At 59.8% G+C, this 12,891-nt stretch carries 11 protein-coding genes and 1 tRNA gene; 9 read left to right on the forward strand and 3 right to left on the reverse strand.

Features of this window, described 5'->3' with window-relative positions; translation table 11 throughout:
• Positions 1–345: 345 nt before the first annotated feature.
• A complete protein-coding gene (locus ACERIT_RS15515; protein ID WP_373675768.1) occupies positions 346–1,344 on the forward strand; it encodes an ornithine cyclodeaminase family protein in 999 nt (332 codons plus the stop codon).
• Here the strand turns inward: ACERIT_RS15515 and ACERIT_RS15520 are convergent, their stop codons facing one another.
• Positions 1,345–2,817: an aldehyde dehydrogenase family protein gene (locus ACERIT_RS15520; RefSeq protein ID WP_373675769.1), complete on the reverse strand. Its 1,473-nt coding sequence runs from the start codon at positions 2,815–2,817 to the stop codon at positions 1,345–1,347.
• A gap of 107 nt (positions 2,818–2,924) precedes the next feature.
• Here ACERIT_RS15520 and ACERIT_RS15525 point away from each other — a divergent pair, with 107 nt between their 5' ends.
• From ACERIT_RS15525 to ACERIT_RS15560, 8 genes are all read left to right on the forward strand, one after another.
• Entirely contained in the window at positions 2,925–4,055 is a 1,131-nt protein-coding gene (locus ACERIT_RS15525) for a zinc-binding dehydrogenase (protein WP_373675770.1), read from the forward strand.
• A 990-nt stretch (positions 4,056–5,045) separates the two neighbouring features.
• Positions 5,046–5,603 (forward strand): hypothetical protein, encoded by a 558-nt coding sequence (locus tag ACERIT_RS15530; RefSeq protein ID WP_373675771.1) that lies wholly within the window; start codon positions 5,046–5,048, stop codon positions 5,601–5,603.
• A 29-nt stretch (positions 5,604–5,632) separates the two neighbouring features.
• Positions 5,633–6,394, forward strand: a complete 762-nt coding sequence (locus ACERIT_RS15535) for a LamB/YcsF family protein (protein WP_373675772.1) — start codon at positions 5,633–5,635, stop codon at positions 6,392–6,394.
• 100 nt (positions 6,395–6,494) lie between these two features.
• Positions 6,495–7,778 carry a molybdopterin molybdotransferase MoeA gene (locus ACERIT_RS15540; RefSeq protein WP_373675773.1) on the forward strand — a complete coding sequence of 428 codons (1,284 nt, stop codon included), beginning with the start codon at positions 6,495–6,497 and terminating at the stop codon, positions 7,776–7,778.
• On the forward strand, positions 7,775–8,443 hold the full coding sequence (locus tag ACERIT_RS15545; RefSeq protein ID WP_373675774.1) for an NTP transferase domain-containing protein: 669 nt from the start codon (positions 7,775–7,777) through the stop codon (positions 8,441–8,443). Before ACERIT_RS15540 ends, ACERIT_RS15545 begins: the two co-directional genes overlap by 4 nt.
• 78 nt (positions 8,444–8,521) lie before the next feature.
• Positions 8,522–9,139, forward strand: coding sequence for a class I SAM-dependent methyltransferase (locus ACERIT_RS15550; protein ID WP_373675775.1), 618 nt, complete (start codon positions 8,522–8,524; stop codon positions 9,137–9,139).
• Between the two features lie 160 nt (positions 9,140–9,299).
• Entirely contained in the window at positions 9,300–10,028 is a 729-nt protein-coding gene (locus tag ACERIT_RS15555; RefSeq protein WP_373675776.1) for an SDR family NAD(P)-dependent oxidoreductase, read from the forward strand.
• A gap of 115 nt (positions 10,029–10,143) precedes the next feature.
• Positions 10,144–10,887 carry a proteasome assembly chaperone family protein gene (locus ACERIT_RS15560; RefSeq protein ID WP_373675777.1) on the forward strand — a complete coding sequence of 248 codons (744 nt, stop codon included), beginning with the start codon at positions 10,144–10,146 and terminating at the stop codon, positions 10,885–10,887.
• Between the two features lie 218 nt (positions 10,888–11,105).
• Here ACERIT_RS15560 and ACERIT_RS15565 read toward each other — a convergent pair whose 3' ends face one another.
• Together ACERIT_RS15565 and ACERIT_RS15570 are read right to left on the reverse strand one after the other, a co-directional pair.
• Positions 11,106–12,506 carry a sodium-dependent transporter gene (locus tag ACERIT_RS15565; RefSeq protein ID WP_373675778.1) on the reverse strand — a complete coding sequence of 467 codons (1,401 nt, stop codon included), beginning with the start codon at positions 12,504–12,506 and terminating at the stop codon, positions 11,106–11,108.
• 261 nt (positions 12,507–12,767) lie between these two features.
• Positions 12,768–12,842: transfer RNA gene (locus ACERIT_RS15570), tRNA-Val, on the reverse strand.
• Positions 12,843–12,891: the final 49 nt, after the last annotated feature.

The following is a 12,891-nucleotide window of genomic DNA, read 5'->3' on the forward strand; positions in this document are numbered from 1 at the left end:
AGTAGAAACATAAAGCTATCGATAGCGTGGGCCTGCGGGGCGGCAGTATCGCATTGATGAAAGAAGATGATAGCGCTGTATCCCCTCCCTACTCGCTCCCTTCGGTCGCTCGTTGAGGAAGGGGCCTTAGCGCCTGCGTTCAGGTAAATGTCGGACGATCGCTCCCGAATCGACCTGAGAGGGACCGTACAGTCCCGTTTGAATTGTAATCCACATCACCAGGCTATTTATCCATCATTTCGATTTGACTCTCACAAAATCACACGACAAACGCCGCGATCGGTTTGTGAGTCGATCGCACCGAACTGTTCATGACGTTCGGAGTCCACCGACAGGACGGGACCGATGACCGACGTACGATTCCTCACGAGCGAGGACGTGACGGGACTCGCAACGCCGGCCGAATACGTGGACGCGGTGCGTGACGCCTATCGCCAGCGGGGCGAGGGGGCGCCCGCACGGCCGAGAACGAAGTTGACAAGCGACGAGCCCGCCGGGATGATGACCGGCTATCTCGCCATCCTGCCCGACTCGGGCGTGATGGGTGGGTACATGTACTCCGCGGGATTCGGCGCCACGGACGCGTGGTTCGTGACGCCACTTTTCGATTCGGAGTCGGGCGCGCCGAAGGCGCTGCTCGATGGCGCCAGCATGAACCCCTTCAAGACCGGCGCCACCGGCGCGGTCGGCGTCGACGCGCTCGCACGTGAGGACGCCAGCGAGATCGGGATCATCGGTGCGGGATCGCAGGCACGTGGACAACTCCGGGCGATCGCGACCATCGGCGACTTCGAGACCGTTCGCGTTCACTCGCGGACCGCGGAAAGCCGGGAGGCGTTCGCCGAGGAACTGGCGGAGTTCGTCGAGCCGGAGATCGTCCCCGTCGAGACGAGCAGCGAGGCGGTCGCGCCCGCTGACGTCGTCGTCACGGCGACGACCGCCTCCGAGCCGGTCGTCGACGACGAGGACATCACCCCGGGAACACATATCACGGCGATGGGTCGATACGACCCCAACGCCCGCGAACTCGAAGCGGAGACGATCGCGCGTGCGACGTACGTCCCCGACCTCCACGACCGCGCGTTCCAGGACGCCGGATCGTTCCTCCAGGCGCTTGAGGAGGGATTGATCGACGAGGATCACGTCCATGCCGAACTGGGCGAGATCGTCGCGGGTGCGGCGCCCGGTCGGCAGTCGGACGAGGAGATCACGATCTTCGACAGCGGTGGAACCGGCATCGAGACCGTCGCGGCCGCGAAGTTGCTTTACGACCGCGCGGTCGAAGCCGATCTCGGTACGTTCATCGAACTCTCGCCCGCTAGTGAGGCGCTCACCGGTCGATAATCACTCGGTGTGGGTGACGTAGACCGCCTTCTCGTGGGTGTAGAAGTCGAGCGCCTGCCGACCCTGCTCTTTGAAGGTCTCGGTACTCGACTGTTTCCGACCGCCGAAGGGCATCTGCATCTCGACGCCCGTCGAGGTCTGATTCACTTTCACGATCCCGGTTTCGATGTCGCGGACGAACTGCTTTGCGTGGTCGAGGCGGTTCGTACAGATAGACGCCGAGAGGCCGTACTGGACGCTGTTTGCGACCTCGATGGCCTCATCGTAGTCGGCGACCTCGAGGACCGCCAGGACGGGCCCGAAGATCTCCTCTTGGGCGATACGCATGTCGGGTTCCACGTCCGTGAAGACGGTTGGTTCGACGTAGTAGCCGTCCTCGTATTCGTCGCCCTCAAGTCGGTTTCCGCCAGTTCGGAGCGTCGCACCGTCTTCCTTGCCGATCTCGATGTAGTCGAGATCGCCTTCGAGTCCACCGGCGGAGGATTTCGGTCCCATGTCGGAGCTCTCATCGAGCGGGTCACCGACGGTGAGCGACTCGACACGCTCGATGAGCCGGTCGATGTACTCGTCGTAGACGGATTCGAGGATGATGGCGCGGCTCGTGGCCGTACACGCCTGCCCGGAGAGGCCGGTGAATCCGCCGTTGATCGTCAACTCGACGGCGAGATCGATGTCCGCGCTGTCGTCGACGATGATCGGGTTCTTGCCGCCCATCTCACACTGAACGCGTTTCCCCTCGTCGGAAGCCGCGGTGTGGACGTGGTCGCCGACCTGATAGCTGCCGGTGAAGGTGACGATGTCGATGTCGTCGTTGGTGGTGATCTCGTCGCCTACGTCGCTGCCCGAGCCGGGAACGAAGTTGATGACGCCTTCCGGGAGACCGGCCTCCTCGAAGGCACTCACGAGCTCGGCCGCGATAGTGGGGGTCTGTGAAGCCGGCTTGAAGACGACCGTGTTGCCCGCGATGAGCGCCGGGGCCATCTTCCAGGTCGGGATCGCGATCGGGTAGTTCCAGGGGGTGATGACGCCCGCCGTTCCCCACGGCTCGCGCTGGGTGTAGGTGAGCGTATTCTCGCTTGCGCTCGGGGGCGCGTTTCCGCCGGCGTCGCGAGCGACTTCGGCGTAGTAGTTGAGCAGATCGATCGTTCGCTGGAGCTCGCCGCTTGCGGCCCCGATCGTCTTGCCCATCTCCTGAACCACGAGTTGGCTGAGTTCCTCCTTTCGGTCCTCGATGATGGAGGCAGTCTCGTGGAGGTAGGAACCTCGCTCGTGAGTGGTCAGCGACGCCCATTCGTCCTGGGCGTGGACTGCGGCGTCGACCGCATCCTGCGCGTCCGAGCGATCTCCCTTGGCGACTTCCGCGACGACCTCGTCGGAGTTGCTCGGATTCTTGGAGACGATCGACTCGTCCGTGTCGGTTATCCACTCGCCCGCAATGTACAGCCCAGTTGGCTTCGAGCGTTGTTCTGACATCGTATAACTCGTTGCCGAGGATGGAGTATAAGGGTTTGTGTCTCCTCTTCGCGCGTCACGATATCTATACCCAAAAAATAATTATCCAACTCACGATCACCCGCTGAATGCAATCGAATGCGCTCGTTATGGAGGAGTCGGGAAGCCTCACACAACGTGACATAGCGGTCCCGGAACTCGGCCCGCGCGACGTCCTCGTCGAGGTCGAATTAAGTGGCATCTGCGGATCGGACGTTCACATGAACGACGGCGGCATGGATCTGGATTTCCCGGTCGTACCGGGCCACGAGTTCTCCGGATTCATCGCGGACGTCGGTACGGAGATCGAAACCGACTCGAAGGGAGATCCGGTCGAGGTCGGCGATCCGATCACTGTCGTTCCCGGCGTCGTCTGTGGTGACTGTTGGTACTGTAACAACGTCCCGACCCGACCGACGACCTGTGAGGATCGCGATGTCTACGGCTTCCTCAACGTCGATTATGGACAGGGGATCCACGGCGGGTTCAGTGAGTACGTCCTCGTCGACGAGCGCACCAGCTTCTACCGGCTCCCCGACGGAATGGACGTCGAGTTGGGGGCACTCGCGGAGCCACTCTCGGTCGCCACGCGGGCCTTCGAGCGCGGGTTCCGCCCCGGCATCCCGGACGCACGCGAGGGGTTCGGGATCGGCAAGTCGGTTGCCATCCAGGGAGCCGGCCCGATCGGGCTGCTCGCCGCCAGCGCAGCGACGGCGGGCGGTGCCGGACAGGTCATCATAGTCGATGCGATCGACGACCGCCTCGGACTCGCCGAACGGTTCGGCGCGACCGACACGGTGAACTTCACCGACTACGAGGACGAGGACGATCTCATCGAGGGCGTGAAATCGCTGACGAGCGGCCACGTCGGGCCGGATCTCGTGATCGAAGCAGCCGGCGTCCCTGACGCCGTGACCCAGGGCATCGAAATGGCCCGCGACGGCGGGACGCTCGTCGAGGTCGGCCACTACGCGTACAACGGAGAGACCGATCTCAACCCGACGCGGCTCGTCCAAAAGGACCTCGACGTCTTCGGAAGCCTCGCGTATCCCCCTATCCAGTTCGAGACGGCCATCTCGCTTCTCGACCAGCTCGGCGGGGAAGTCCCGTTTACGGAGCTGTTCAACTGTAAAACGGACTTCGCGGACGCGGAGACGGCCTATGAAAAGCAGGCTAACGGCGAGGCCTATCGGGCAACCATCCATCCGGGCGGCGTCTGAAAGCGATGTCAAGAGGACGCACCGTCCCCGTCTTGGACGTCCAGAGGCCAAACGTCCTCGCGGATGCGGATACCCTCGTTACCCCGACAAATTTCGCTCCGAGGAGTGATAGTCCGAGGAGCGACATTCTTCGTTCTCCACGGCCCAAAGGTCGGGGAGTTCCGAGCGTGGAATACGAACGAAGCAACTGTTCGCCTCTCCTATCGGTGGCGTCGCGTTACCTTACGTGTGATTCTATCGGACGACGAAGGCTTGACACCACGTTTCTGCAGCCGTTGGATCGATCTGCACGAATAGTTAGGAATCTGATGGTATCTCGTTTATGTTTTCCAAAATATCTGTTCAACCGAATTTCGAGAGCCGGCGGTCTCGACACGATACTCACGTCCGCTTTTTTTCAGGCCACCCCCGAGATCGGCGACGTCGCCGATGAGAAACCCGCATGCGCTCGTGAGTAGACGTCGAGAACAGCAGTGTTGGAGAATCTCGATCGGTTCAGGATCGACGCCGGCGTACAGCGAGTACTGCCCGTCGTTGATCCGGATGACCTCTGATTGACTGCGACGCGATCCTGGCAGTTCCCAGGCTCCGGTGGACGCCCAAATATTGATAAATATGACTACATATAAAAGTGACATATCTACACGATGATGGCGAAACTTTCGTTACGATCTCGAAGGGTACCCACTCTCACGCATGTCCGATCATCTACCGCTCCACGAACGCCAGGCCGCTCCACGAACTCCCGGTTGATCCAGTCGATAGACTCGATGAGACGGTCGTCCCGAAGCAAGACACTCGAACACCGACCAACTCCTCAGTCGCGTACCATCATGATTGCTATTCACCCTCATTTTATTCCATACTTTTATAACGACTAATTGTGATGTACCGGCAGGTGTAGAAACGTGCAAGCACGAACCACCGATAGCCAGACGACACAACTCAGCAAAACGGACTGCAGTCGAAATCCGCTCCGGAGGTGGCATCATGGTTAACGGCGTGGCGTTCGGAATGGCCGGGCTCATCCTCCCGCTGTTCGTGTGGTTCATCGCCATATACGAGGATTACGAGTTGAACGAGTCGGAGCTCAAAGGAATCGCGGCCGTCGAGTTCACCGGGTTCATCACCCTCTTCGTCATGGGACTTTGGCATACGATCGACTCGACGTTCGGCGAAGTCGTCAGTCTCATCTTTACCGCGATTCCGCTTCTGTATGGCCTGCTCTGGCTGATCGCCGCCATCACACACTGGTACGGCGCGGACATGAAGCCACTCGGTGTCGTGGCGCTCGTCCAGATTCCGGTCCAACTCCTCCTGATCGTGGCGCTCTTCGCGGTCAGCGCTCCCGTCACCTGGGGACTGATCATCGATCTCCTCATCTACGCACCGTTCACTCTGGGCGGATTCTACCTCTTCACCCACGGCTATATGATGCCCACTGCGAAGCGATACACCGGCTGGATCGCGCTTCTTGCAACCGTGGCGACCGTCCATGTGATGTTCGTCGGATCGGGAATCATCGGACCGCTCCTCCCCGGGATTTAATCCCCGCTGGAGCGTCTCGACTATCGTCCATGACCCACCACATCGACATCAACTGCGACATGGGTGAGAGCTTCGGGAAATATGCCAAAGGGCGGGACGCAGAGGTGATGCCCTACATCACGACGGCGAACATAGCCGGCGGGTATCACGCGGGTGATCCACACGTCATGCGGCGAACGGTCGCGCTCGCCGACGACCACGACGTCGACATCGGCGTTCACCCCGGTCTCCCCGACAAACTGGGCTTTGGCCGCCGAACGATGGATGCCTCACCGGAGGAGGTTCGAGACTACGTCATCTACCAGTTAGGCGCGCTCCGGGCGTTCGCCGACCAACTCGGTGTCCCCTTCCAGCACGTCAAACCCCACGGCGCGATGTACACGATGCTCTCGGAGAGCGAGGAGCACGCTCGCGCCGTGATCGAGGGCGTCCTCGACGTCGACGAGGATCTCATCTATCTCGCGACGGATATGAACATCTACGAAGTCGCTCAGGAGTATCCCATCCGAGTTGCCTTCGAGGGCTACGTCGACCTTGATTATCGGCCGGATCGGAGCGTCGTGATCCCGAAAGAAAAGACGGCCCGTGATCCTGAACTCGTCGCTGATCGGTTCATCAGCATCGCGACCGATGGCGTCGTCGAGACGCCGTCCGGCGAGCGCCTCGATATTCCGGCCGAGAGCATCTGCATCCACGGCGACACCCCGAACGTCGTGGAGATCCTATCGGAGATCCACGACCGACTCGGCGATGCCGACATCGAATTAACGAGCGTGGCCGACATCGTCTGATCAGGACCCTGCATCCGATCCGAACCAGACGACAACGCTGTCTGCCCGTCGCACCCACCGAGTCCGCCCTTTATGAGCGGACGGTTCCTAACGCCCGCACATGACACACGATAACGAAGAGATGGGTTCACACGACGGCAAAGAGATGGAGTCCCACGACGGCAAAGAGATGGAGTCCCACGACGAAGGGATGGTGTGGCGGGAAGCGGCGGTGGACCGTGTCCTCGAGTTACGGGAAGCGATCGTGGCCGACCAGCCGACAGAGACGGTGCCGCTTGCGGAGACGGCAGGACGAACTCTTGCCGAGGAGGTAGTCGCCGAGCGGGACCTGCCGCCGATGTCGCGGTCGACGATGGACGGCTACGCCTTCGACGCCACCGACGACTATCCACTGGCTCTCCGCGAGGAGGAGATCTTCCCCGAGGACGATCCGCCCTCTCTCGAGTCGGGCGAGGCCGTCCGTATCTTCACCGGCGCGCCGCTGCCGCCGGAAGCCAATGCCGTGCTTAAACAGGAGCACGCAACCGTCGAGAACGGGCAGCTCCGTGGGAATCCCATTTCGCCCGGCACCTACACCTACGAGCGTGGAAGCAACGTCGCTGCGGGCGAGCAACTCTTCTCGACGGGCGAGCGGATCTCACCCAAGGACGCGCTCCTACTCGGTGATCTCGGAGCCGACGAGATCGAGGTTCACGAGCGGTTCGACGTCGCCCTCCTGGCAACCGGAACCGAGATCCACGAGGGACGACAGCGTGATCTCGACTCGCCGATGTTGTCCGGTCTCCTCCAGTCGTGGGGTCACGAGCCGACCTACGAAGGGACGGTTCCGGACGAGTTCCCTGGAGTCCGCGATCGCATCGCCGACCTCGCGGACGGCCATGACGTGGTCGTCACCACCGGCGGCACAAGCGTCGGGGACAAAGATCACGTCGTTCGGGCGCTCGGGGAACTCGGCGAGGTGCTCTTCCACCGCGTTCGGATCCGACCGGGCAAGCCCATCGCTGTCGCCCGCCTGCCCGACCACGGCGCCGTCGTCGTCGCCATCCCCGGCAAGCCGGTCGGCGCACACGCCGTCACGACGCTTGTCGCCCGGCCACTGTTCATCGGTGAGACGGAGCTCCCGACGGTGTCAGCGACGCTGACGACCGACGTGGGAATCGGGGTCTCTGGTTTCGCGTACGTCGTCCCCGTGCTCCTCGAGGAGGGTACAGCCACGCCGCTCGGGCACGTCGACTCGCCGCTTTCCGTCTACGAAACGACGTTCGATCCGAGCGTCCTGTCGTCGAGTACCCGCGCCTCGCGGGCCGACGGTTTTCTCGTCGTCAAGAGCGACCGGGCCGCGGGTGAGACCGTCGATGTCGTCCCGTATCCGGTGGTCGAATGACGCCATCCCTCCGGGTCATCGACCCGCCCGAATCGGTCGCGGATCCGGTTCGCGAGGGTGCAGTGGCGGGCGTCCTGCTCGCGGCGGGGACGAGTTCCCGGTTCGGCAAGCGCAACAAACTGCTGGCAACCCTGAACGGAGAGCCACTGGTCCGACATGCCGCTCGTACCCTCAGCGAGGCGACCGTCGATCCACGGGTCGCCATCATTGGAGCGAACGGCGAACGGGTCGCGGCCGCGCTCGACGGGCTCGGCTTTGCGGTGGTCGAGAATCCGCACTACGACCAGGGACAGGCCACGAGCGTCCAAGCAGGAGTGCGAGCCGTAAGAGAGATCGACGCCGACGTGGCCGGAGCGGTGTTCGCGCTCGGGGACATGCCGCTGGTCGCTCCCGCGAGCGTCGACGCGCTCGTGAGCGCCTACCGCGCGGGCGAGGCCTCGGCGCTTGCGGCCGCATACGACGGCGAGCGCGGGAATCCGGTGCTGTTCGACGAGCAGCACTTCGACGCGCTGGCCGACACCGACGGCGACGTGGGTGGTCGACAGTTACTGCTGGCGGAGGACGATTCGGTGCTGGTCGAAACGGGGGACCCGGGCGTCAGACGTGATGTCGACACGCAGGCGGATCTCGACGGCGTTCGGGAGCGAACGGATCGGTTATGGTAAGCCTCCCAGTCGTGCGCTCCTGCTGGAGTTGGCATCCATCCCGAGCGCTATATACATCTCTTCACCATATGTGGATGTATGCACCCGGACGATGTTCGTCAGGATTGGGCCGAGCGCTCCGGGAGATATTCACCGGCATATTACGCCCGGATCGGACCGAATGAGGTGAGTGAGATACTCGCTAATGTGCTAACCCATTACGTAGACGAGACTGCTGAGATTCTCGAGGTGGGTTGTGGTTCCGGACGCCACTTGGCACACCTCAGCGAGCACGGATTCGAGAATGTAACTGGGATCGACATCAACGACGAATCATTCACCGTGATGGCCGAGTACTACCCGCAACTCGCCGAGACCGGGACGTTCCACACCGGTGCCGTCGAAGATCTCATCCCGGAGTTTGCCGACGGCGCGTTCGATGTCGTTTACTCGGTCGAGACTCTCCAACACATCCACCCGGAAGACGAGTGGCTGTTTGAGGAGTTCGGCCGTATCACCGCCGATCTCCTCGTGACTGCCGAGAACGAGGGGAATGGTCCGCAGCGGGGCCGAGAGAACACTGCCGTCAGTTACGTCGACGACGACTTCCCGCTGTACCATCGCAACTGGAAACAGGTATTTACCGCCAGGGGACTCGTCCAACTGCTCCGCGAACCCACAGCACGGGACACGATACGAGTGTTCCGAGTTCGGTGATTGCCCAACGAACCCATCCCACGGGTCATGTTGAACGTTGCAACCCGTGAGTGGCACCTATTCAGGCCACTCGAACCGATGTTGGTTCCATCCGGAATTCTTCGGAGGTGGTACCGTCCCAGCATTTTAGACCTGAGATGGAGTATTGCGGATTGATTCCATGCTTGAGAACAAGGTCGCAATAGTCACCGGTGGCTCGACGGGAATCGGCAAAGCAACCGCCGCCAAGTATCGAGAATATGGTGCCGAGGTCGTTATTGCAAACCGCTCGGCTGATGCAGGTCAAAAGGCAGCTGAGGAACTCGACTGTGACTTCACGCAGTGTGACGTCGCAGAATACGAACAGGTCAAAGCGCTCGTCGAAGCCACTGTTGAGAAGTACGGACAACTAGACGTGATGGTGAACAACGCGGGGATCGGTCGGGTCGGGACGGTCGAGGAGATGTCACTGGATGATTGGCATGACGTAATGCGAATCAATTTGAACGGCGTCATGCACGGGACGCGAGCAGCAGTACCCCACCTGAAGGAATCCGAAGGAAGCATCATCAACATCGCGTCGATCTACGGCCTCGTCGCTGGCCCGGGAGTGACTGCCTACGCGACGGCTAAAGGCGGTATCGTCAACTTCACACGGTCGGTCGCAGTCGATTACGCCAAACGGAACGTTCGGGTCAATAGCATCTGTCCGGGCTTTGTCGAAACGCCAATGACCGAGCCCAACTTCGAGGACGAGGAGTTCTACGAGTACGTCCACGGGCAGACCCCCATGGGGCGAGTCGCCCAACCAGAAGAGATCGCCGGCCTCGCAATGTTCCTTGCCTCCGAGGAGGCTTCCTACATTACGGGAGCGAACATCCCTGTTGACGGCGGGTGGACTGCACAGTGATGATTGGTGGACAAGCGTCGAAATTCGTCCACAGTAGTCTTCCGTATGCCTAGGGGAAGGTTTTATCGAATACGCTCTGCCCAATAATTATTGTTCGTCGAGAAGATGAGATGGTATGACCGCGGATCCATCCACTCGTCCATCATTCGAGATCACTCATGAGACGACTCCGTCTGAGAGGCTCATTGCCGGCTTCTCATCGTTTGGACTAGCCGGGCTGACTGGGGTTAATTTCTTAGTGAATCAACTTGAATTGAAAGAAACCGGCTATATCTCGACAGAGGCGCTTCCCTCGATTACGCCTTTCGAGAACGGCACACCACGTCATCACACTCGATTGTTTTCTCGTCCCGATTTGGATCTGACCCTTCTGGTCAATGAGCTTTTCGTGCCGCTGTGGGCGGCTGATCCGTTTGCAAAGTCGATCCTCGAATGGACCGACACGAATACCGTACAGGAAGTGACAATCCTTGCCGGCATTCCTCTTCCCCATGGTCCAACGGAACACCAGGTGTTCTACGTCGCTACCGAAGACTACCAGCGTGAACAGCTATCGTCTACCGAAATTCCAGCGATGGGCACAGGATTCCTCAATGGTGTGAATGCAAGCTTCCTCGGTCGAGGAATGGATACTGACCTTCGTGTCGGTGTCTTCGTTACACCGGTCCACGCCCGTATCCCGGATGTCGAAGCGGCACTGCGACTTCTCGTTGCTGTCGAACAGCTGTACGATCTTGATATCGATACGACGGAACTGGAGCAGTTCGCAAGCGAAATTGAACAATACTACCGGGATCTCGAAGAGCGATCACAAGCAGTTGAACAGCCCGATATTTACGAAGACCGAATGTATATGTGAGGTTCTTTCACGTAGCGTGATTCATTCTCGCCGGTCCCGTCGGTCCTCTCCCGTAATTGCAGGAGCTATGGCGGACACCGAGGACTGTCGTTTCTTTACCTGGGAACATCGTTGAGCGATGGGCTCGTCACCGTTGGTGACGTCGAGTACGAACCATATCCAGACGTTCCCGATATCGTGACGGGAGCAATCGCCGGTTCGTCCGGGGGAGGAGTGGTTTATTTGACCACTCCTCGCCGGAGGCGAAACAAGAGGGAGCCGAAGACGCCGATACCGACGAGAGTCATAACGGACAGTAGCGCTCGATCCCGCGTGTTCCCCGGGAGAACGTGCCAACCAGGGAAATCAAACCCGAGGAACAGCTGCGACGCGATGATAGCGACGAGAATCGGCGGAAGGAGATACTTCGTGGAAACGACAGCCAATCTCTCACTGAGCGGTAATCGAGCCTCCGGTTGCCCCACAAAATACCCGAATGTGATCGAGATCATGAGTGCAGTGACTGGGAGTCCGAACGTCCCAACAGAGTCGTCCAAGAGATCAAGGAACGGCATCCCAAACATCCGGAATTGAAACGGCGTGTAACTCAATAGCGATGGCATCCCAAGAACAAAGACGAAGAGAGAAACGAGAACAGTTGCTCGTCTCCGTGAGAATCCCGTCGAACCGCGAACTGTCGAGACCCCGACCTCCATCATGGAGACCGCAGAGGTGATGGCGGCCGCAAACAGGAGCCCAAAGAATGCTCCGGCAACGATCCGTCCACCAGGAAGAAGCGAGAACGCTGCGGGGAGAGTCGAAAACGCCAGTTCGGTCCCGAGAGACGGTTCGAGATCGAACGTAAAGACGATCGGGAAGACGACGATGCCGGCCAAGATCGCAACGATCACGTCCGCCACCGCAATGATGAACGCCGCTTCGGGAACGTCCATCTCTTCGCCCACATAGCTACCGTACGTGAGGAGAATCCCCATCCCAGCGGATAGAGAAAAGAATGCCTGACCGAACGCAGCACTCCAGATGAGTGGATCCGTGAGAACGGTAAGATCCGGCATCAAGAAGAACGCGACCCCCTCCGAAAACCCCGATAGTGTCACCGAAAACGCTGCCATACCGAGGAGGATCACAAACACCAGTGGCATGAGAACCGTCGTCAACCGTTCGATCCCCTCACGAACGCCGAGTGAGAGAACACCACCAACAATGATAAGTGAGACAGTGAAGGTAACGAGCGGTGCGTACGTCCCTGTAAAGCTAGTTAGCGAAATGTCGCTACCAATTAGCGCGGATACCAGAAACGCGAGAATCCAGCCCGTAATGACGAGATAGTAACTGAGTATCAGGACGACGAGAACCACGATGAACCATCCCAAGGCTCGGAAGCTCGGTCGGACGTCTCGGAACGTAGCGACGATGTCGGCACGCATCCGTCGTCCGCTGTTGATCTCGAGGATCATGAGCGGAACGGCGAAGACAAACACTGCGACGAGGAACGGCACGAGATATGCCCCACCGCCGTTTCGACCGACGACTGATGGGAAGCGCCAAATGTTTCCGATGCCGACAGCTGCACCGGTAGCAGCGAAGATAAAGCCGGTACGTGACGACCAGAGTTCCATTATGCAACCATTTTCATACCCCAGTATAGTAGTTCAGTACCATCTCACTTGATATCAGGAACCCTCTGATTATGTCACAGTAGTAACTTGAGACGGAGCGTGGTGAACGACGAATGACCGCCTCGATGAGATTCTTCGAGGGAAGTAACGAATCGGCATCCCGACCACGACTTCCCGCGAATACTTTTCCGCGCATCGAATGACTACTTGACTGGCGAGTATTGCGTACAATGTAGCAGGAAGATCGAGAAAGAACAGTGATGGGCTGGCCAAGATTTGAACTTGGGGCCTGTTCCGTGTGAAGGAACCGTCATAACCGGACTAGACCACCAGCCCCTCAACCGATCGTTGCTCGCACCGATAGTTAAATGAATTGGATCAGGCT

This window comes from Halopenitus sp. H-Gu1 (assembly GCF_041821145.1).
Classification (GTDB): Archaea; Halobacteriota; Halobacteria; order Halobacteriales; family Haloferacaceae; genus Halopenitus.

What these genes read in the sequence shown, in the direction of transcription:
- ACERIT_RS15565 (WP_373675778.1), bottom strand. Translation starts at nt 12,506, where the DNA reads ATGGAACTCTGGTCGTCACGTACCGGCTTTATCTTCGCTGCTACCGGT.
- ACERIT_RS15535 (WP_373675772.1), top strand. Translation starts at nt 5,633, where the DNA reads ATGACCCACCACATCGACATCAACTGCGACATGGGTGAGAGCTTCGGG.
- ACERIT_RS15550 (WP_373675775.1), top strand. Translation starts at nt 8,522, where the DNA reads ATGCACCCGGACGATGTTCGTCAGGATTGGGCCGAGCGCTCCGGGAGA.
- ACERIT_RS15530 (WP_373675771.1), top strand. Translation starts at nt 5,046, where the DNA reads ATGGTTAACGGCGTGGCGTTCGGAATGGCCGGGCTCATCCTCCCGCTG.
- ACERIT_RS15515 (WP_373675768.1), top strand. Translation starts at nt 346, where the DNA reads ATGACCGACGTACGATTCCTCACGAGCGAGGACGTGACGGGACTCGCA.
- ACERIT_RS15520 (WP_373675769.1), bottom strand. Translation starts at nt 2,817, where the DNA reads ATGTCAGAACAACGCTCGAAGCCAACTGGGCTGTACATTGCGGGCGAG.
- ACERIT_RS15560 (WP_373675777.1), top strand. Translation starts at nt 10,144, where the DNA reads ATGACCGCGGATCCATCCACTCGTCCATCATTCGAGATCACTCATGAG.
- ACERIT_RS15545 (WP_373675774.1), top strand. Translation starts at nt 7,775, where the DNA reads ATGACGCCATCCCTCCGGGTCATCGACCCGCCCGAATCGGTCGCGGAT.
- ACERIT_RS15540 (WP_373675773.1), top strand. Translation starts at nt 6,495, where the DNA reads ATGACACACGATAACGAAGAGATGGGTTCACACGACGGCAAAGAGATG.
- ACERIT_RS15555 (WP_373675776.1), top strand. Translation starts at nt 9,300, where the DNA reads ATGCTTGAGAACAAGGTCGCAATAGTCACCGGTGGCTCGACGGGAATC.
- ACERIT_RS15525 (WP_373675770.1), top strand. Translation starts at nt 2,925, where the DNA reads ATGCAATCGAATGCGCTCGTTATGGAGGAGTCGGGAAGCCTCACACAA.